23 protein-coding genes are annotated in these 18,464 nt (G+C 39.2%); 16 read left to right on the forward strand and 7 right to left on the reverse strand.

Annotation, left to right across the window (positions count from 1 at the left end):
* Positions 1 to 16: 16 nt before the first annotated feature.
* Positions 17 to 1,480, reverse strand: coding sequence for a sensor histidine kinase (locus DFR63_RS07970; protein ID WP_115885417.1), 1,464 nt, complete (start codon positions 1,478 to 1,480; stop codon positions 17 to 19).
* Positions 1,473 to 2,144 (reverse strand): response regulator transcription factor, encoded by a 672-nt coding sequence (locus DFR63_RS07975; protein WP_115885418.1) that lies wholly within the window; start codon positions 2,142 to 2,144, stop codon positions 1,473 to 1,475. Before DFR63_RS07975 ends, DFR63_RS07970 begins: the two co-directional genes overlap by 8 nt.
* Positions 2,145 to 2,279: 135 nt before the next feature.
* Here DFR63_RS07975 and DFR63_RS07980 point away from each other — a divergent pair, with 135 nt between their 5' ends.
* The 4 genes from DFR63_RS07980 to DFR63_RS07995 all read left to right on the forward strand — a co-directional run bounded on the left by DFR63_RS07980 (position 2,280) and on the right by DFR63_RS07995 (position 5,697).
* Positions 2,280 to 3,497, forward strand: coding sequence for a DUF418 domain-containing protein (locus DFR63_RS07980; protein ID WP_115885419.1), 1,218 nt, complete (start codon positions 2,280 to 2,282; stop codon positions 3,495 to 3,497).
* A 633-nt stretch (positions 3,498 to 4,130) separates the two neighbouring features.
* Complete coding sequence (locus DFR63_RS07985) at positions 4,131 to 4,736, forward strand: pyroglutamyl-peptidase I (RefSeq protein ID WP_115885420.1); 606 nt, start codon at positions 4,131 to 4,133, stop codon at positions 4,734 to 4,736.
* A gap of 9 nt (positions 4,737 to 4,745) precedes the next feature.
* Positions 4,746 to 5,465: a glucosamine-6-phosphate deaminase gene (gene nagB / locus DFR63_RS07990; RefSeq protein ID WP_115885421.1), complete on the forward strand. Its 720-nt coding sequence runs from the start codon at positions 4,746 to 4,748 to the stop codon at positions 5,463 to 5,465.
* A gap of 52 nt (positions 5,466 to 5,517) precedes the next feature.
* The gene (locus DFR63_RS07995; protein WP_115885422.1) at positions 5,518 to 5,697 is read left to right on the forward strand and encodes a hypothetical protein; all 180 of its coding nucleotides are present in this window, start codon (positions 5,518 to 5,520) and stop codon (positions 5,695 to 5,697) included.
* 67 nt (positions 5,698 to 5,764) lie between these two features.
* Here DFR63_RS07995 and DFR63_RS08000 read toward each other — a convergent pair whose 3' ends face one another.
* The 3 genes from DFR63_RS08000 to DFR63_RS08010 form a co-directional block, all read right to left on the reverse strand.
* The gene (locus DFR63_RS08000) at positions 5,765 to 6,127 is read right to left on the reverse strand and encodes a DUF6176 family protein (RefSeq protein ID WP_115885423.1); all 363 of its coding nucleotides are present in this window, start codon (positions 6,125 to 6,127) and stop codon (positions 5,765 to 5,767) included.
* 209 nt (positions 6,128 to 6,336) lie between these two features.
* Positions 6,337 to 7,539, reverse strand: a complete 1,203-nt coding sequence (locus tag DFR63_RS08005) for an ABC transporter permease (RefSeq protein WP_115885424.1) — start codon at positions 7,537 to 7,539, stop codon at positions 6,337 to 6,339.
* Positions 7,532 to 8,431, reverse strand: a complete 900-nt coding sequence (locus DFR63_RS08010; protein WP_115885425.1) for an ABC transporter ATP-binding protein — start codon at positions 8,429 to 8,431, stop codon at positions 7,532 to 7,534. The genes DFR63_RS08005 and DFR63_RS08010 overlap by 8 nt, the downstream gene beginning before the upstream one ends.
* A 99-nt stretch (positions 8,432 to 8,530) precedes the next feature.
* Here DFR63_RS08010 and DFR63_RS08015 point away from each other — a divergent pair, with 99 nt between their 5' ends.
* From DFR63_RS08015 to DFR63_RS08035, 5 genes are all read left to right on the forward strand, one after another.
* Entirely contained in the window at positions 8,531 to 10,270 is a 1,740-nt protein-coding gene (locus DFR63_RS08015) for an ABC transporter ATP-binding protein (protein ID WP_115885426.1), read from the forward strand.
* A 14-nt stretch (positions 10,271 to 10,284) separates the two neighbouring features.
* On the forward strand, positions 10,285 to 10,833 hold the full coding sequence (locus DFR63_RS08020; RefSeq protein WP_115885427.1) for a VanZ family protein: 549 nt from the start codon (positions 10,285 to 10,287) through the stop codon (positions 10,831 to 10,833).
* Positions 10,834 to 10,865: 32 nt separating this feature from the next.
* Positions 10,866 to 11,252, forward strand: coding sequence for a hypothetical protein (locus tag DFR63_RS08025; protein ID WP_162842320.1), 387 nt, complete (start codon positions 10,866 to 10,868; stop codon positions 11,250 to 11,252).
* A gap of 69 nt (positions 11,253 to 11,321) precedes the next feature.
* Complete coding sequence (locus DFR63_RS08030) at positions 11,322 to 12,257, forward strand: ABC transporter substrate-binding protein (protein WP_115885429.1); 936 nt, start codon at positions 11,322 to 11,324, stop codon at positions 12,255 to 12,257.
* Between the two features lie 56 nt (positions 12,258 to 12,313).
* Complete coding sequence (locus DFR63_RS08035; protein WP_115885430.1) at positions 12,314 to 13,432, forward strand: CapA family protein; 1,119 nt, start codon at positions 12,314 to 12,316, stop codon at positions 13,430 to 13,432.
* Here the strand turns inward: DFR63_RS08035 and DFR63_RS08040 are convergent.
* Positions 13,429 to 13,608, reverse strand: a complete 180-nt coding sequence (locus tag DFR63_RS08040; RefSeq protein WP_115885431.1) for a hypothetical protein — start codon at positions 13,606 to 13,608, stop codon at positions 13,429 to 13,431. The two genes, DFR63_RS08035 and DFR63_RS08040, sit on opposite strands and share 4 nt — an antisense overlap.
* A gap of 80 nt (positions 13,609 to 13,688) precedes the next feature.
* Here DFR63_RS08040 and DFR63_RS08045 point away from each other — a divergent pair, with 80 nt between their 5' ends.
* The 5 genes from DFR63_RS08045 to DFR63_RS11815 all read left to right on the forward strand — a co-directional run bounded on the left by DFR63_RS08045 (position 13,689) and on the right by DFR63_RS11815 (position 16,120).
* Positions 13,689 to 13,994 (forward strand): thiamine-binding protein, encoded by a 306-nt coding sequence (locus DFR63_RS08045; protein ID WP_115885432.1) that lies wholly within the window; start codon positions 13,689 to 13,691, stop codon positions 13,992 to 13,994.
* A 66-nt stretch (positions 13,995 to 14,060) separates the two neighbouring features.
* Positions 14,061 to 14,387 (forward strand): TIGR04104 family putative zinc finger protein, encoded by a 327-nt coding sequence (locus DFR63_RS08050; RefSeq protein ID WP_115885433.1) that lies wholly within the window; start codon positions 14,061 to 14,063, stop codon positions 14,385 to 14,387.
* A gap of 1 nt (position 14,388) precedes the next feature.
* Positions 14,389 to 15,495, forward strand: a complete 1,107-nt coding sequence (locus tag DFR63_RS08055) for an iron-containing alcohol dehydrogenase (RefSeq protein ID WP_115885434.1) — start codon at positions 14,389 to 14,391, stop codon at positions 15,493 to 15,495.
* 18 nt (positions 15,496 to 15,513) lie between these two features.
* On the forward strand, positions 15,514 to 15,933 hold the full coding sequence (locus tag DFR63_RS08060; RefSeq protein WP_115885435.1) for a (deoxy)nucleoside triphosphate pyrophosphohydrolase: 420 nt from the start codon (positions 15,514 to 15,516) through the stop codon (positions 15,931 to 15,933).
* Positions 15,934 to 15,949: 16 nt separating this feature from the next.
* Positions 15,950 to 16,120, forward strand: coding sequence for a hypothetical protein (locus DFR63_RS11815; protein WP_162842321.1), 171 nt, complete (start codon positions 15,950 to 15,952; stop codon positions 16,118 to 16,120).
* Positions 16,121 to 16,161: 41 nt separating this feature from the next.
* Here the strand turns inward: DFR63_RS11815 and DFR63_RS08065 are convergent, their stop codons facing one another.
* Entirely contained in the window at positions 16,162 to 17,091 is a 930-nt protein-coding gene (locus tag DFR63_RS08065) for a metal ABC transporter solute-binding protein, Zn/Mn family (protein WP_115885436.1), read from the reverse strand.
* 242 nt (positions 17,092 to 17,333) lie between these two features.
* Here DFR63_RS08065 and rpmG point away from each other — a divergent pair, with 242 nt between their 5' ends.
* Positions 17,334 to 17,483 carry a 50S ribosomal protein L33 gene (rpmG, locus tag DFR63_RS08070; protein ID WP_035811226.1) on the forward strand — a complete coding sequence of 50 codons (150 nt, stop codon included), beginning with the start codon at positions 17,334 to 17,336 and terminating at the stop codon, positions 17,481 to 17,483.
* Positions 17,484 to 17,591: 108 nt separating this feature from the next.
* Positions 17,592 to 18,464, forward strand: a complete 873-nt coding sequence (locus DFR63_RS08075; RefSeq protein WP_115885437.1) for a bifunctional 5,10-methylenetetrahydrofolate dehydrogenase/5,10-methenyltetrahydrofolate cyclohydrolase — start codon at positions 17,592 to 17,594, stop codon at positions 18,462 to 18,464.

Consider the following 18,464-nt stretch of genomic DNA (forward strand, 5'->3'; position numbering starts at 1 on the left):
CAGCCGGAGGGATTTTTTAATATAAATAAATTTTGAAATGCACGCCTGATTCTGACGGTAAGACAGTAAACGAACCATTATGGAACTCTATCGCATCTTTAATAACAGAAAAACCGATGCCGTGATTTTCACTATTATTTTTAGAAGTTACACCATTCTTCATAAGGTTTTCTGCAGAACTGTGGTCCATACCTTTACCGTTATCTTTGTAGTGTATACAAACCCCATTGTTTTCATCGGTTAAATATATATCTATATCAGGATTAAGTTTATTGTGATCCAGACTGTTTTCTATCAGGTTGATAAACATCCGTTCAATATACAGTTTGTTGCCGTAATAATGTTCATCGTCAAGGTCGGCAGAGATATTAATTTTATCGTAACCGATAGTGCTGACTATTTCATTTAAAGCTCCTGTCAATGAGAACATATCTTTATCGATTTCCATTTGAGCAGTTTCCAGTTTAAAATTGCTGTTTAAACTGTCGATTAGATTTTCCATATACTTAGCCTTGTCAGAAATTAATAGAGTATACTTTTTCTGATCATCCGGGAAGTGCGGCATCACTTTCGCATAGCCGTAAATAGACGTTAACGGAGATTTAAGATCATGGGAAATTTGACTCATCCACCGGTTTCGATAGTAGTCAATCTGGTTCTGGTATAACCGGTCATTGAGCAGCTGCGTGTTCAGTGATTCAACAGCAGCATCAAGTTCCCTGTACATCTTTTGAGCTTTCCGGCGATTATGCAGAGAACTCGGTTTGTATAACAGCCCTTTTGAAAGCTGAGTCAGCCAGTCAGCATAGAAGAATAAAGGGCGGCTGAGTTTACGTGTGAGTACTATAGCCATAATAATTGTCAAAGCAATTACAATCAAGGGAATTAATATAAAAAGAATGCCGATTAATTTGAACAGCCTGATATCTTCATCGGTAAATTCATCTGTATATGCATAATCATGCTGAGTCATACTTTCAAAAAAAAGGAGGCTGCCATTTTCGATATGATAATTATAACGGTTATAATTATGTGTATATAAACTGTCTATCAGACGGGATGTATCGATATCTTCTCTATTATTAATGTCAGGAGTATTATTTTCTCCTTCTTTAATCATAATAAGATGTTCGCCCTTTTTGTAAGGCAGTGCAATCACATTTGATAAATTATCTAATATGGTGTCTTTCACATTGTAGTTTATATTTGGATAGAGAGTATCTGCGTCATCATTAACGAGATAAGCACTATACCCGTTTTCCTCCAGCCCTTCTTGAAAACTGTCACTGAAAGAGTAATGCCCGTTAGTTTCCTCGACAGCGTAAATTAAATCACCTGCTTCGAGTTTGTCGACTGAAGAAGAGAAAATTGAATTGAAGGCCGTAAAAAAAATTATTAAACCCGCACAAATGACGAGAAAACTTAGAGCAACAAATAGAGATATGTACCTGATGAATATAAAAGCAAATCGTTTATTCATTCTCGCCACCTCTGAAAATATATCCTTTGCCTCTGATTGTGCGGATGAAAGAAGGATTGTTGGGATCAGCCTCAATTTTCTTGCGCAGCATTCGTATATGAACCATCAAAGTGTTGTCATCGACGAAAACGTCATATCCCCAAACTGCGGTGTACAGCTGATCTTTTGTCAGTATCTGGTTATTATGAGATGCAAAACAAAGAAGGAGATCATATTCTCTCGCAGTTAAACGGACCGGATTACCATTTTTATACACCTCTGCTGTGAATCTGTTAATTGATAAAGTACCGAACTTCAATACAGGGACGGGATCAATATGAGCTTTTACACGGTAGGCGAGTTCAATCGGGTCAAACGGTTTTTTGATATAATCAATGGCTCCTTGTTCAAATCCCTTATATACATCCGATTCTGTATCTTTGGCTGTAACAATTAATACTTTTGTAATTGCTAAGTTCATGTATTTTAAAAGCTGATAGCCATTTTCTGATTTTAAATTTAAATCCAGGAGAACAACTTGAAAATCATTCTTTAAGAGCAGATTCTTCGCATCATCTATATTATCCGCCATGTAAATATTGCCGATGTTTTGCGTCGATAAGCTCAGTTTAATTAGTTCCTGAATATCTTTATCGTCTTCTATTACGAGTATTCTTCCGGACATATATATCACCTCATTATAATTGTAGGGGCAACCAGTAAAAATAACTATAGAAATTGTCCAGATTTAAGAAAGATTTAAGCTGCAGTTAAAGTTCAATTAAAGGGAGATGATTATAATTAGAATGAGGTGAAAATTATGAAAAGAATAGAAAGTGCTGATGCTGTCAGAGGCTTCAGTTTACTGGGGATATTTATGGCAAACCTGCTGATATTTCAATTTGGTTTGTCTGGTAAAGATCATATGGAATACTATGATTTAAATGGAATAAATGAATTTATCTTTAAAACAGTTAAAGTAATATTTGAAGGAAGTTTCCTGCCGATATTTGCAGTTTTATTTGGTTTTTCAATGGATAAACTATTTCAGTCTATGAAAAATAAAGAAATGAAATGGAAAAGGTTTAAGCTGCTGTGCCGCGCTGGCGGAATTATTATACTCGGTCTCCTTCACAGTTATTTTATATGGGAAGGGGATATTCTTCTTGCGTACGGAATCGCTATGATTATTTTCATACCGTTTATCAGCTTGCCAAAATGGTTCTTTAGAATAGTGACTATCCTGCTTGCTGCAGGTCTTATCTTAATAACTGCAGCATCATTTTTCCTGCCGGCAGAACCGGTGGAAAATACCGGACCTGCTGTCAGTGCGGAAGATGAACAGGAGTATATGTCGTCATTAACTGAAGTTTACAGCAGCGGAAACTACGGAGAAATTCTGGATGCGAGACAGAGTCTTGAAGATCCGTTTTTCATTGAAAAAATGGAAGCTATGGACGGTGCCGGAGTACTGGTTGTATTATTAGGAATGTTAATGCCGGCAATGTTTTACGCAGTAGGTGTATATTTATCGAAAGCAGGATGGTTCAGTAAAAATGCAAATCATTTCTGGAGCTCGAAAATTTTTATTTACTTAATACCGGTAAGTATTATTTTAAAATCATCAATTCACTGGATGGAGAATGAAGAAATCGCCTATTCACTTAATTTTATGTTCGCTCTTGTACTCTCATTTGGTCTGATGAGTTTAATAAAATATATCTATCAGTTCCATGAGAACAGCAAGGTAATAACGGGCTTGAAAAGCATGGGGAAATTGTCTCTTACAATGTATATTATGCAGAGTTTAATAGGAACAACTATATTCTACGGCTATGGATTTGGAATGTTCGGATCAGATATGTTTGCGTTGAGCGCAGTGATTTTTATCGTCTTTTATATACTGCAGATGATTTTGGCAGTCTGGTATTTAAAACACTTCACATACGGTCCGCTTGAATATTTACTCAGGACAGTGACATATATGAATTTCCGGAAGAAAAAGTGGAGCCGGGATATGAAGAGTTCAGAAGAGTAATCGAATTGACCGAGATACTGAAAAGAGCATGTAAATTTTCAATACTGTCTGTAATTATAACGATTGCTGCAGCTGGAATAGCATTTATTATCAATCCGGATATACATGGAATAATGAGCAATTTAAATGATCGGACTCCTGAATTGAAGAAGGAATGAATAAAGTATAACAACAGTTAAAACTTATATTCTTTTAGTATTACCAATAATAATAACAGCTGCATTGTTGGAAACATATATTGCGGATGTTATTTATAAAATACTTCAATAACAGAAATGCACCTTCTCTTATATTCAATTAAGTGTAGGTGCATTTTATGTTGGCGGTTTACAACAGAAGTTCGGTGTTGTGAACCAAGCGTGCTGGAATGACAACAGGGAACTGGAAGTGCATGCGAAGCAGTAAATTTAAATATAAGAGCGATTTTGTATGCATGTCCCGTCACTGTGACTTCCGACAGCATGTCGTTGTCATGAACCGGATAAACCGGAAATGGAATGCGCCTGAGTCTATGAGAATATACAAAAAAATCGGTTCCACAACACAGAAATTTCACACTTTTTACGGGTTTTATGCTACTATTTATTTACTTATTACTTTATTTACGAAGTAATATAAAAAGGATGATAATCTATGAAAAAGTTACTGTTAACGGGCTATGAACCATTTCTAAAATTTAAAACAAATCCGACCCAGGCTGCCGTCGAAAGTCTCGAAGGTAAAATCATCGGAGATTATAAAATTATCGGCAGGGTTTACCCTGTAGCGTTTAAGGAAATCAACTCGTTAATCGAACGAGATATCGAGGCTGTCGAGCCTGACGCGGTGGTTTCTTTAGGTCTCGCAAGCGGTATTTCAAGTGTTCATCTTGAACGCATTGCGATTAATACAATTGACGGACGTGAAGATAATACTGGTTTTAAACCGAATGGCGAAAAAATTTATGAAAATGGCGCCGACGGCTTGTTTTCAAAATTGCCGTTAAAGCAGCTTGAAACTGCGTTATTGAACGAAAATATCCCTGTAAATATTTCGAATTCAGCAGGCACGTATTTGTGCAACAATTTAATGTACAGCGAGCTGTATTATCTGCAGCATAAGAAGCTGGATATTCCGGCAGGTTTTGTGCACGTGCCGCCGAGTCATGAAATTGGTATCGCACAGCGTGTGCCGAGCTGGCCTCAGGAAGATATTACCCGCGCAGTTCATATTATTATTGAAAACCTGCAGTCAAATTAGGAGGACATTATGGAGTTAGTAAAAGTTAGCACTTATGAAGAAATGAGCAAGAAAGCATCTGATATTTTATTTGATGTTATCAAAGAAAATGAAAAACCTGTCATTGGCCTCGCAACTGGTTCAACACCTGAAGGCACTTATATGGAACTGATTAAAAAGTTAAATGGCAGCGACGTTGATCAGAACAATATTACTACTTTTAATCTGGATGAATACGTAGGACTCGATAAAGACCACGAGCAGAGTTATTCATATTATATGCATGAAAATTTCTTTAATCATGTTTCGATTCCAAAAGAAAATATTCATTTATTAAACGGCAAAGCTGAGAATGCTGAAACAGAAGTTGAAGCCTATGAACAGGCAATCGATGAAGCGGGTCTTGATGTACAGCTCCTTGGTATCGGACGCAATGGACATATTGCATTTAACGAACCGGGTACATCTTTTGACTCCCTGACGCATGTTGTTGATTTAACACCGGAGACTGTTGAGGATAACTCGCGTTTCTTCGACAATCTTGGAGACGTGCCATCTAAGGCTTTTACCATGGGCTTGAATTCAATTATGAAAGCTAAAAAAATTGTTATACTTATTTATGGTGAAAATAAAAAAGAAGCGCTGAATGCATTATTAAGCGGCGAAGTAACTGAAAATAACCCGGCTTCTATTTTAAATAATCATGAGGATGTAACCATCATTGCAGATGCTGCTGCGATTGGTGAATAAATTTAAATTGTGAGATAATACTTCTAATACATATGTGTTAGGAGTATTTTTTATGAATGAACATAAACAGAAAATGATATATACAGCTGCCATGCTGGTCATATTTTTAATTATCGCGAATACGATGGTCGAAGTGAACTGGTTTCTGCAGCTTGTGGCGGTAATTTTTGCAGGCTATTACATTCTCTACAGTCTAAAAGCGCTTCGGGCAGAAGAGAAAGAGAAGCAATAAAATAAAGGCACTGAATTCTAAAATTAGATTTCAGTGCCTTTTATACGTTTTCGGCTGTATTCATATATTAAACTTCTTCCGCAGCTTCTTCGATTTGTTTTTTAATTCGCTGAGGAATCATCACAACTTCTGTTCTTAAGTTTTTTGGACGGTATGTTCTGTCGATACATTTACTAAAGAATTCAAGATGTTTTCTATCGATGCATCTTTCAGTTTCCGAGTTAGAGTCACCGTCATCTGCCTGAATAGAATACCAGTAAAGATAATCGTAAGCACCCATAGTGTCTCTCATAATTGTTTCCACAAACATTTTCTCGCCGTCAAGTGTAAGAAGGGCATCGTTCATATGTTCATTTAAAAATTCCATCCATTGATCGACCAGTTCTTCTTTACCTTTTTTCACCCTAAATCTTGTTAATTCTACTTGCATATTCAGGACTCCTTTGTTTTTCGTCTACATCATGATACAACATTAAAATGCTTTGTCAATGAGTATTTGAAACTTTTTTTGGATGTGAAATTTATGCATATTTTAAAAATAAAAAGAAATTTACTTTTAAAGAATATATTGCACAATAATACATAATAAATTAAGACCTCCCTTTCATCTTTTCGATGAAAGGGAGGTCAATGCAATGCTTATTTTTTAATTCTTTTAATGTTTTTGATAATGCCGCTTTCTGTCGACAAGACACTTCTTTTATAGACGAAGCCTGCGAGAGACAGTGCGATAATTATCGTAATTATCATAATTAGAATACCAATTATCATCGGCATATGTCCTGTATCATTAACGAGCAGGCGGAGCGGCATAACGAAGGGTGTAAAGAATGGGAAGTAGCTTGTAATTGTTACTGCAATGTTATCTGCAAACGACATGGCCCCGAGTGCGATAAAGTATCCGATCATGCTGAGGAAGGTTACCGGCATCAATCCCTGCTGGAGATCCTCCATCCGGTTAATAAATGAACCAAGCATAGCTGCAACTGACAGGTAAAGAATCAGTCCGAGAATAACAAAGATAATACAGTAAACTACAATTTTTAAAGTCTGATCATTCGTCTCGAGTCCGAACTGGTCGAGAAGGGCGGATGTATCAGAAAAGTAAAATGCAATCAGGCCGCCGCCTGTAATCAGGCCGACCTGGATAACACTGACAGAAATCATAGCGAGTACTTTTGCCATTAAATGCTGTGTCGGGCGGATGCTCGATACAATCATCTCTATGACACGCGAAGATTTTTCATTCGCAATTTCTGTCGCAATCTGGCTTGCGTAGTTCAGAATGATAATAAACATCAGGATAACCGAGAAGTAGAAAATAATCATATTCAGGATGTTTGTCTCATCTGAATCAGCTGCCTCGAAATTGCCTGATTCATTATCTGACGCCACTAAAAATTCGACCGGTACTTCTTCATACATCCGGGAAATTTCCTCTTCCGAGAGCTCGAGTGTCTGAAGTACATAAGCACGGTTTGTTTCATTTAAAGCAAGCTTAATACTTTCTTCCTGGGATGATGAGATTTCTTCATTCATCCGGAGCTCGGCTTCCAGCGGATCGGTATTTACAATGTCGAGTACTGCATCGCCATCTTCGCCGGCGATTTCAATCGTTTCATCGTAAGACTGGAGTGTCGGTTCGAATACCGATAGGAATGTTTCATCCGCCTCAACTTCGAGTCTTAATTCTTCATCATCCGAATCAAACAGTCCAATAATTTTATCCAGGTTAAAAGCGATAAACATCCCCGCTATAATAATCAGTGTTGTGATTAAAAACGATTTGGCTTTAAGTTTTGAAAAGAAAGTAAGGTTAAATGTCGTCATAAATTTATTCATAGTCACGGCCTACTTTCGCTATAAAGATATCATTTAAAGAAGGTTCGTTGACCTGGAATCTTTTAAAGAAACCAATATCGGTAATCCGGTTATAAATATCCTCGGCATATTTTTCATCTGCAATTTTTATTACCGATTTATTTCTTATCTGTTTCATCTCAAGTACACCAGGTATATCTTTGATAAAGGCAATATCATGTTCGCCTTCAATAATGATTTCCTTCTGCCCGAAGTCTTGTTTAATCTGGTCGATATTGCCGCTGACAATCTGTTTGCCGCGGTCGAGGATACATAATTCTTCGCACAGTTCTTCAACATGCTCCATGCGGTGAGTACTGAAAATAATAGTGGAACCCTGTGCATTTAAATCTTTTACCGCGTCTTTCAGTATCTCAACATTAATTGGATCGAGACCGCTGAAAGGCTCATCCAGAATGATTAATTCGGGGTTATGTATTATAGAAGCAATCAGCTGGATTTTCTGCTGGTTCCCTTTGGACAGTTTTTCGATTTTTTTAAACTTATTTTCTGTTACTTTAAAGCGTTCGAGCCAGTAATCCAAAGCTTTATCCGCATCTTTTTTTGACATGCCTTTTAATTCGGCTAAATACAGTACCTGTTCAGATACTTTTAACTTGGGATGCAGCCCGCGTTCTTCAGGCAGGTAGCCGATTTGATTTGTCATATGATAGCCGATGCTCTTGCCGTTATATAGAATTGAACCGGATGTGGGTGTGAGCAGCTGGAGAATCATGCGGAAGGTCGTCGTTTTTCCAGCACCGTTTCCGCCGAGAAAACCGTACATGCTTCCTGCAGGAACTTTAATGTTAATCGAATCCACAGCAGTCTGTTCTCCGAACACTTTTGTAAGATCGGTCATTTCCAAAGCCATAATACTCCCCCTTTAATTTGTTAAAGTAAGTTTACCATAATGCTTAAACAGAAAAAAATCGTTATAATATAAAAGTGCAATTATGAAAGGAGCCGCAACTTGAATAATAATAAAGAAAAAGCATCGTTTAAAAAATTTATTAATTTAATTAAAAGTACTAACGTTAAAAAAGGTTTGTTTTTCACAGGTGTCCTGCTGACGCTGATCGGCACTGCCGGTTCGCTGATTGTTCCGCTGTTAACACAAATGTTTATCGACGGATTCAATACTGACTTAATTACTATGCCTCTCGTTATATTAATTACCGGTGTATTTTTAGGCAGTGCAGTCATAGACGGTATTTCTTACTACATGCTTGCAAAAATAGGCCAGACCGTTGTCCGGAGTTTAAGGGAAATGGTCTGGGCCAAGTTTCTTAAGCTGCCAGTCAGTTATTTCGATAAAACAAAAAGCGGCGAGTCTGTCAGCCGGGTCGTTAACGATACAAGTATTATTCAAAATCTGATTACGAGTCATTTTCCTCAGTTAATCAGCGGTGTGCTGAGTGTAGCAGGTTCAGTCATTATTTTATTTTTCCTCGACTGGAAACTGACTTTAATAATGTTCGTGTCGCTTCCGATATCTATCGCGGTTATTATGCCGCTCGGCAGCCGCATGCAGAAAGTATCAAAAAAGCTGCAGGATGAAACTGCCGCCTTTACGGGTGCCATTCAGGAAACGCTGAGCGAAATTCGCTTAATGAAATCATTTAACGCAGAAAACTATGAACAGCAAAAGGGTAACAGGGGTATCGGGCAGCTTTATAAATACGGCATGAAAGAGGCAGTCATCAATGCTCTCTTATCGCCGATTATGTATACGATTATGATGTTTGTCATTATACTGGTCATCGGTTACGGAGGACTGAGGGTGGCTGACGGAACGATGACAATCGGTACACTGGTTGCTTTCTTATTATATTTATTCCAGATTATTATGCCGATGACCATGTTTGCCATGTTCTTTACCGAATACAATAAAGCACTCGGGGCAACGGGAAGAATTATGGGCATTCTGGAAATGGGTGATGAAAAATCTGGCAGTCTGGAAGATGTGTCACTGGCTTATAAGACGCTTCAGTTTAATAATGTATCTTTCGGTTATGAGGATACACCAGTGCTTGAAAACATCTCTTTTACCGCAAAAAATAACCAGAAAATCGCCTTTGTCGGTCCAAGCGGCAGCGGGAAATCCACAATATTTTCTCTTATTGAACGCTATTATTCCGTTTGGAGCGGAAGTATTACCATCGATAATATAGGTATTGAAAATATTCCTCTCAGTGAATACCGGAGCGGTATCGGCTATGTTGCCCAGGAAAGCGCAATTATCTCCGGCACCATTAAAGACAATATCACCTACGGCTTAAAAGCTGGTGAATACACTGACGAGGATATAGAACGTGCAGTAAAACAGTCCTATACCAGTGAATTTATCGATGAACTGCCGGACGGTATCCTGACAGAAGTCGGTGAACGCGGTGTGAAACTCTCAGGCGGCCAGCGCCAGCGTATCGGCATCGCACGGGCATTTTTACGCAATCCCCAAATTTTAATGCTGGATGAAGCGACAGCAAGTCTCGATTCGCAGTCTGAAAAATACGTCGGGGAAGCATTGAATGATCTCATGGCAGGCAGAACGGTTCTCGTAATCGCACATCGTTTGTCGACCATTGTTAATTCAGATAAGATATACTTTATTGACAGCGGACAATTAACAGGCGAAGGGACCCACATAGAACTGATGGCTTCGCACGATATGTACAGAGCATTTACAGAACAGCAATTTGGAGAAGATTAGAGGCATTATATTTTATGGGTATTTTATTTGAAGCATTTCATCCGGTGATTCCGATATTTATAATGATTTTCATGCTGATTACGGTTATTACGTTAATGATTAACATAAAGCACGGATATCACCTGGATTCAATTTCTAAAAAAATTAAGTATTTATCGGTCATCGGACTGACAATGAGCCTGGTCGGTATATTTCTCGTGACCATGATGCCGACTTCGAACGACAGTGATATCACTGAACTGACACCTTTTGCAAGCATAGAAGAAATGTGGTATTTTGCCACGACAGAAGCATTAATCAACAGCGTGCTGATGAATATTGTCCTATTTATTCCTGCAGCATTTTTTCTGTATATTATTATCAGAAAAGAGCTGCTGACAACAATTTTATGCACGCTGCTGTCGGTGTTTATCGAAACGATGCAGTATCTTCTTCCAATTGGCAGAATTACGAGTATTGATGACGTTATTTTAAATACTCTCGGCGGAATTACCGGTGTGATACTCGGTGTTATATTTTTAAAATTTAAAGATGTTTATTACGCTCTCTTTGGTGGTAAATAGATAAATAACATCAAATAAAGGGGATGTTGTCTATGTACAACAAATTAAAACACATTGAAGGTGTAAATTTACTGCCGAGAGAAGTAGTAGGTCCGGCTTTAGTAGGATCAGTGGAGTACTTTAAGGGAGAGAAAAGTACATACCACGGATCACTGGTTGCGACAACTCACAGATTATTTATGAACCTGGAAGATCATGATATGGTTTGCGTAGAGGAGATCAGCTTCAAAGATATTACACGGGTAACAGTTGAGGACTTGCTGATGGTGGGACATATCCTTCATCTTTGGCAGAATGATAAGCTGCTCGTCAGCATAAAAAGTATTTCCGAAGGAAAGCTTGATAAGTTTCTCGAATTTTATTATAAATACAGAGCACAGCATGCTGAAGCTGCTGAAAGAAATGAAGCACTTGCTTAAAGAAAAAGCCGGGTATCCCCCGGCTTTTTTTATGTGTATAATGACGGTATAAATAGTGAAGGTGACGAGATGAAAATAAAAATTATGATACTTTTGACAGCAGTGCTGCTGCTGACAGGCTGTTCAAGCTTTAGAGAAATTGATATATCAGAAGATGGAGAAACAAGACGGATTACAACCGAGGATACGAATGAAATTGATATTCCGGCAAACCCTGAAAGCATTGTGCTGTTCCGTACAATTGATCCCGGCAATGCCGCTCTTTTAGGTTTTGATGTAAGCGGTGTCAATGAAGGCTTGGAAAATAACGGCACTGTAGAAGATGCCTTCGGCACAGAAGTGACTTATCTTGAACCTGGAGATTTGGATTCACTTAAAGAAATTAAACCGGATTTAATTGTTACATACTCGCCGGATGAATACTTTGAGGAATATCAGAAAATCGCTCCGTCGATCAGAATTACTTATTCGTCGGGGATTATGAGTCCTTTCAGTCCGCGTGCATATTTGACGCAGCTGTATTATTTAGGGGTCATTTTAAATAAAGAAGACGAAGCGAACAAAATTGGTGATGAGTGGGAAGCTGAGACAACGGTGCTGAAACGTGAATTGAATGAACAGGCCGATGGTAAACAGGCACTTGTGGCTGTAGAACACGCAGACGGCTATCTTCTATATAATGAATATATGAGCTACGGTACAGAAGCTGTGTACGATGTGCTAGGTTTTCAAATGGATGAGTCAGCGAAAAACGACTTGCAGGAAAATTTATTCGATGTAAAGCAGCCGGAAAATTTCAATGCATTTGAAACGGATTATATCTTTGTGAACGTGGAAAATACAGCAGATGAAGCACTGCAGCAGCAGTTTTCTGAAGCGCTCGGCATTCCGGCAGCACACGTTATTTTATTAAACCGTGATGATTATATTACAAATGATTTAATATCTGTCAGAAAGCAGACAAAGTATATTGTTGATAAAGTAAATGAGGCCGATGCGGATTAGTTTTGAAGATTTTTAATTTGACCGAAAACAGGGAAATATTTTACGGAGGGAATAATATGAAAATAATTTTATCGGTATTATTATTTTTGAACATATTTGGAGGTTCTGATGAAGAGCCGCTGGAAGCCCGCACTAAAGAATTTAACAGCATAAATAAAGAAGCGCTTTTTGAGAATCTGAGTCAGTATCTGGACAGTTCATTTACTTTTGCCGCGACGGGAGATATTTTGATTCACGACTATTTATATGAAGATGTCGAGACACAGGACGGCTACGATTTTACATCCCGTGTTGAGAGCGTTGCGCCTTATCTGCAGCAGCAGGATCTGGTGTTTATGAATCAGGAGACACCTATCGGCGGTGAAGAACTCGGTTTAAGCGGATACCCGACGTTTAACGCGCCGGAAGAAGTTGCGGACCTGCTGAGTTACTTTGATGCGGATATTGTAAACTTTGCTAATAACCATACGCTTGACCGCAGCACTGATGGAGTACTCGCTACAGCTGAAAACTTAACTGAACGCGGCATTGATTATGTCGGTGCAAACATCAGTGAAGAAGATATGAACCGCGACAGGATTTTTAATGTAAACGGCACAGATGTCGGCTTCTTGGCCTATACATATGGAACAAACGGCATTCCTGTACCGGAAGGTCAGGAGTATTTAGTAAATATTATCGATATGCCGAGAATTCTATCGGATATTGAAGCATTAAGAGAGAAGGTGGATGTGCTGATTGTCAGCTACCATCAGGGTGTGGAATACGATGAATTCCCGCGCGAAGAGCATGTGCCTGAATACCGCACGATGGCAGATGCAGGTGCTGATATTATTGTCGGATCGCACCCGCACACGCTGCAGCCTATCGAGCATTATGAAAGAGAAGATGGATCAGAAGCAGTTATTGCCTATTCAATGTCGAATTTCTTCAGCGCCCAGCAGTCATTAAATACACGGCTCGGCGGAATTTTGGAAGTGAGCGTTGAACAGTCGGGCGGCGAAACTGATATTGAAGCGGTACGCTTTATGCCGACCTATGTCGACAGCAATGAGTATGAAGATTTTTATCTTCATCCGCTGGCGGATATGGGAATGGATGATGTATACGGTGATGTGGAAGAGCATATGACATCATACAGTGACCAGGTCGATATTGTACCGTACCTGGATTAATCATCGGGTTCTTCCTTTTTAATAATGGAAATAATCGATGCGGCACCGAGTACCAGCAGCAGGATAACTAAGGGAATGTTCCATGAAGGACTAAGAAAATCCTGTGCAAAGTAATAAATCATACCGAGTGCTATGACAATTAAAATAATATTTAAACCTTTGCTTATTTTAAACATAACGGTCACCTCTAAATGTTTGTTTTCTATAATGTATAGTATCATAATGGTAACAGAAAAGATTTTGAGGAGAGATTTAAATGAACTATTTGATGAGTATTCAGGTTTTGCCGTATCATCCGGGCGATGCTAAACTTTATTCGCATACGACAAGTGCAATCGAGCTGATTGAAAGCTGCGGTTTAACGCATTTTGTCGGTCCGCAGGAAACGACAGTTGAAGGCAGCATCGACGAACTGTTTAACTTAGTTAAAAAGATAAATGCTCATTTATCAAACGAGGGCTGCGACCACGTTACAACTAATATAAAACTCGTGCAGTCCAAAGAAGAAAACAGCATTAAAGATATTTTAAAAGATTACTATGAATTTGAAGATGATGAATAAGAAGAGCGAACGCGCTCTTCTTTTTTGTTATAATTACGCTAAGAAAACATAAAGTAAGGTGATGTCATGGGAGAGTGTCCGTATTGTAAACACCAATGGACATACAAGGAAAAACTGCTCGGTTATGCCCTGAAACCGCGGACACGTATTAAATGTGCAAAGTGCAAAGAATATCTTGAGCCGTCTACATTATCAATTATATACGATTATATCGCGATTCTCAGTGTGGCGCTGTTTATCTTTATCTTAATTCCGCTGATGGGCTGGCCGATTGTGCCGTCTCTGTTAATCAGTTTTATAATGTTTCTGCTCTATTTACTTTTATTCCAGCCGCTGACCGTGCGTTTTAAACGATATGAGTACAATGTAAAAGATAAACCAAGGGGGAAATAAAATGTTTACTTTTAATAATCCTGCAGAGGTGCACTTCGGTGCCGGTGTGCTGCAGACAATAGATACAGTATTAGAGAAATACGGCTACCAGTCGTACGTTGTAGCTGCATCAAACTCGCAGGTGAAAAACGGTATTGCTGAATTGCTCGAATCACTCCTGCCGGGTCAAATTAAAGCGGTCATTTCAGATATCGAAGAAAATCCGACGGTCGGCAACGTAGATGATATTATCAATGCTGCTAACGAACACGGTGCTGAAGCGCTGATTGCAGCAGGCGGAGGTTCAACGATGGACGCCGTGAAAGCAGCAGCTGCAGCAATTGTTAAAAACGTGGATGCAAGAACAATTATCCAGGATAGAAATATCATTGAGGCACTGCCGGTGATTGCACTGCCGTCAACGAGCGGTTCAGCGTCAGAAGTGACACCGTTCAGCGTAATCAGCGATAAAGAAAAAGGTATCAAGACATCTATCAGCGGCAAAGTGCTGTATCCTAAAGTTGCGCTTGTAGACCCGGAGCTTACATATACGTGTCCGTCGTCTGTCACGGCAATTTCAGGTATTGATGTTATCTGCCATGCGCTCGATTCAATCGGTGCGGTAAACAATAATCCGATTTCCGACGGACTCGCAGTGACTGCGCTGAGACTTGCCTTTGATAATCTCGAAACAGCCTGGCGCGAAGGAGCAAATGCCGAAGCACGGTCAAATATGGCACTTGCGAGTACTACTGCGGGTATTGGTTTCAGCCAGACTGCAACGAGCGGTTCCCATGCGATGAGCTACTATTTAACTTCGGAGTTCGGCATTCCGCATGCTGAAGCGTGCGCTTTCAGCCTCGACCAGTGGATTCTGCACAATGCAAAAGCCGATTCCAGAATTGATCAAATTAGCATTCAGCTGGGCTTTAAAAATACTGAAGAATTATCCGATGAATTAAATGCATTGAAGGAACGCCTGGGTCTTCGCGTGACGTTTGAAGAACTTGGCATCGACCGTAAACATATTCCGGAAATTGCCCGCCAGACGTTGGCAGCAGGGAACTATAAAAATAATCTGGCTCAATTATCTGAAGATGAAATTATTAAGATGCTCGAAACAAAGTAAGCATCCGGAGGTTTTATTATGACGAAAAAATATATAAAAGTTGTTGGTGCAGTAATAGAAGATGAAAATAACTCTATCTTATGTGCACAGCGGCCTGAAGGAAAAAACTTAGCTTTGAAATGGGAATTTCCCGGCGGGAAAATCGAGGACGGGGAAACACCGGCGGATGCATTAAAACGCGAACTGGTCGAAGAAATGACACTCGATATCAGTATTGGGGAAAAGATTACGACGACAGTATATGAATACGATTTTGGCATTGTCGAACTGACGACATACTATGCCAAAATACTTGCAGGGAAAATCCGTCTGCTGGAACATGTTCAGATGAAATGGGTAAATCCTTTGGAAATTGAAAAGCTGGACTGGGCGCCTGCAGATATTCCTGCAATTGAGATTATAAAACAAAAAAGTGGGAATAGAGTAGGAAAGTGTTAATTAAGGGGGGATTGCTGTGGAACTTATTAAGAGTTTATTAGGCGTGTTATTTAAAGCTTTTGTAATCTTATTTGCGTTAACTGCTGTGGCAGCAGTTGTACTGGCATTTATACTTAAAAAAGATGTAGACGAAATCCGCGAGTTTACAGAGAATATTAAACACGATTTATACCGCGGCAAAGAGTAAATGTTAAAAAATCTCCTGAGAAGAGTTTCTCAGGAGATTTTTTATTTGCTGTTGAGTGCTTTATCGAGCGTTTCGATATTTTTTTTCATCATCGACTGGTATGTCGCATCGGAAGGATCTTCAGATGTCAGTGACTCTAAATTGTTAAAATAGAGCGGTTCTGTATTTGTCTCACTGCGGATGACGTCTGTGACGCTCGATACTACGTTCGGTTCGTAAAGGATATAGGGGATATTCTCAGCTTTGATGTTCTCAATAATTTCAGCAAGTTCCTGCTGTGACGGCTCTTGATTATTAAGACCACTGATACCGACCTGATGAAAACCGTACTGATGGGCGAGATAGCCTATTGATTCATGCGAAATATAAACGTCTGTATTAACAGGGTTTTCTGTAATTGCTGTCAGTTCCTGATCTATTTCTTCGATATCATTTTTCAGAACTTTAAAGTTCTCCTCATAGATATCTGCGGATTCAGGATTATGTTCAGCCAAGGCAATCTTTACAGTTTCCGCCATTTCTGCTGCGAGTTTCGGACTGAGCCAGAGGTGAGGGTCCAGACTGCCATGACTGTGGTCATGCGAGTCTTCTTCATGATCATGTTCATGGTGGCTTTCAAGGAAAGCTTCTGTGTCAATATCAGCTGCTGCCTCAATGATTTCGGTATCGCCGCTGACCGTTTCTGCGATACTCGCTGCGACCGGATCGAGATCGTTTGAGGTTGTTATAAATAAATCGCCATCGGAATAGGACATCATATCTTTTTGTGTCGGTTCATATGAATGCATATCGGCGCCCGGCGGGTAGATGGATTTTACGTTTACGGTGTCGCCTGCAATCTGCTCGACAAAGCTCGTCAGCGGAAATACTGTTGTATATATAGTTAATTCGCCATCTTCCTCATTCGTCTGGTCATTACTGCAGGCGGCAAGTATTAATAATAAAAGTAAAGCAGGAAATAATTTCTTCATAGGAAAACCTCTTTTTATCGTAATCATTACGATTTAAAATTATATACGAATATATGAAGATATGCAACTGTATATTTTAGAATAAGAAAGACTTGAAATTTTTCCGGTCTGCTAGTAAAATAGATAAGGTGATTTACAAAAGTATATACCAATCATCTATGTGCGTGGATGATCAACTGGCCAGTTGATTCGAGTATATTATCATTTAATATCGATTTAACTTAATGAAGGAGGCGACAGAAATGAGAGTAATCGTTACATTAGCTTGTACAGAATGCGGAGATCGCAACTACAGCACTAAGAAAAACAAAAGAAACAATCCAGAGCGTATCGAAATGATGAAATTCTGCCCTAGATTGAACAAGTACACACTTCACCGTGAAACTAAATAATTTCTTATAGCTATCATCTTTGGATGATAGCTTTTTTTTATATTTGTTTTAAATATGGTACAATTATCGATGGGTAATTAACCAGAAAAAGTAAGGGGAGTGCTTTTAATGACAGTAATTATGGACGGAAAAAAAGTGGCAGCACACTTATCTGAGGAAATTAAACAGGCACTGGAAGTTTCTGAAAGACACGGTATTAAACCTAAAGTTGCATTTGTCAGAATCGGAGACTTATCAGATTCAATTTCCTATGAGAATGCTGCGGTAAAACGTTTTGAGAAACTTGGGATGGAAACAGCCCAGTACCATTTTCCGGAAGATGTTTCGACAAAAGTATTTTTAACTAAATTCAGAGAAATAAATGAAGACTACGCAATTAACGGTATTCTGCTGCTGCAGCCGCTGCCAAAACATATTCCTATGAAACGCGTTGCTGAAATTATGAACTCGTTTAAAGATATCGACGGTATGAAAGCATCAAATCTCGGCAAAGTACTGACAAACGATCCGGATCGCCTGGAACCGTGTACACCAGCAGCAGTTATGAATATGCTCGATTATTATGAAGTTGATTTAAAAGGCAAGAACGTTACAGTTGTCGGTGCAAGCGCAGTGGTCGGAAAACCTTTATCATTATTAATGATGAACAGGGAAGCAACGGTAACAACCTGCAACCTTTACACTGACAATCTTGTTGAAAAATGTAAAAATGCTGATGTGATTGTCAGCGCGGCCGGTGCAATTAACCTGATTGATGAGGAACACGTTAAAGACGACGCCGTTGTTATCGATGTCGGCATTAACTTTACAGAAGATGGCAAGATGGTCGGAGATGTAAACTATGAAGCTGTAAAAGACAAAGCCTCATTCATTACACCGGTACCGGGGGGGATTGGTGCTATTACAACGACAGTTCTCGCATACCATCTTGTGAAAGCAACAGAACATCAGAAAGAACCGGTATTATTCTTAGAAAAATAA

Origin of the sequence: Jeotgalicoccus halotolerans, assembly GCF_003387165.1 — a bacterium.
GTDB lineage: Bacteria > Bacillota > Bacilli > Staphylococcales > Salinicoccaceae > Jeotgalicoccus > Jeotgalicoccus halotolerans.

Bases quoted from the DNA above. Each gene is read 5' to 3' on its own strand.
- DFR63_RS08060 (WP_115885435.1), top strand. From the start codon at position 15,514: ATGACGAAAAAATATATAAAAGTTGTTGGTGCAGTAATAGAAGATGAA.
- DFR63_RS08025 (WP_162842320.1), top strand. From the start codon at position 10,866: ATGTACAACAAATTAAAACACATTGAAGGTGTAAATTTACTGCCGAGA.
- DFR63_RS08050 (WP_115885433.1), top strand. From the start codon at position 14,061: ATGGGAGAGTGTCCGTATTGTAAACACCAATGGACATACAAGGAAAAA.
- DFR63_RS08075 (WP_115885437.1), top strand. From the start codon at position 17,592: ATGACAGTAATTATGGACGGAAAAAAAGTGGCAGCACACTTATCTGAG.
- nagB (WP_115885421.1), top strand. From the start codon at position 4,746: ATGGAGTTAGTAAAAGTTAGCACTTATGAAGAAATGAGCAAGAAAGCA.
- DFR63_RS08030 (WP_115885429.1), top strand. From the start codon at position 11,322: ATGAAAATAAAAATTATGATACTTTTGACAGCAGTGCTGCTGCTGACA.
- DFR63_RS08055 (WP_115885434.1), top strand. From the start codon at position 14,389: ATGTTTACTTTTAATAATCCTGCAGAGGTGCACTTCGGTGCCGGTGTG.
- DFR63_RS08045 (WP_115885432.1), top strand. From the start codon at position 13,689: ATGAACTATTTGATGAGTATTCAGGTTTTGCCGTATCATCCGGGCGAT.
- DFR63_RS08010 (WP_115885425.1), bottom strand. From the start codon at position 8,431: ATGGCTTTGGAAATGACCGATCTTACAAAAGTGTTCGGAGAACAGACT.
- DFR63_RS08065 (WP_115885436.1), bottom strand. From the start codon at position 17,091: ATGAAGAAATTATTTCCTGCTTTACTTTTATTATTAATACTTGCCGCC.
- DFR63_RS08000 (WP_115885423.1), bottom strand. From the start codon at position 6,127: ATGCAAGTAGAATTAACAAGATTTAGGGTGAAAAAAGGTAAAGAAGAA.
- DFR63_RS07980 (WP_115885419.1), top strand. From the start codon at position 2,280: ATGAAAAGAATAGAAAGTGCTGATGCTGTCAGAGGCTTCAGTTTACTG.
- rpmG (WP_035811226.1), top strand. From the start codon at position 17,334: ATGAGAGTAATCGTTACATTAGCTTGTACAGAATGCGGAGATCGCAAC.
- DFR63_RS08005 (WP_115885424.1), bottom strand. From the start codon at position 7,539: ATGAATAAATTTATGACGACATTTAACCTTACTTTCTTTTCAAAACTT.
- DFR63_RS08040 (WP_115885431.1), bottom strand. From the start codon at position 13,608: ATGTTTAAAATAAGCAAAGGTTTAAATATTATTTTAATTGTCATAGCA.
- DFR63_RS08020 (WP_115885427.1), top strand. From the start codon at position 10,285: ATGGGTATTTTATTTGAAGCATTTCATCCGGTGATTCCGATATTTATA.
- DFR63_RS07995 (WP_115885422.1), top strand. From the start codon at position 5,518: ATGAATGAACATAAACAGAAAATGATATATACAGCTGCCATGCTGGTC.
- DFR63_RS07975 (WP_115885418.1), bottom strand. From the start codon at position 2,144: ATGTCCGGAAGAATACTCGTAATAGAAGACGATAAAGATATTCAGGAA.
- DFR63_RS08035 (WP_115885430.1), top strand. From the start codon at position 12,314: ATGAAAATAATTTTATCGGTATTATTATTTTTGAACATATTTGGAGGT.
- DFR63_RS07970 (WP_115885417.1), bottom strand. From the start codon at position 1,480: ATGAATAAACGATTTGCTTTTATATTCATCAGGTACATATCTCTATTT.
- DFR63_RS07985 (WP_115885420.1), top strand. From the start codon at position 4,131: ATGAAAAAGTTACTGTTAACGGGCTATGAACCATTTCTAAAATTTAAA.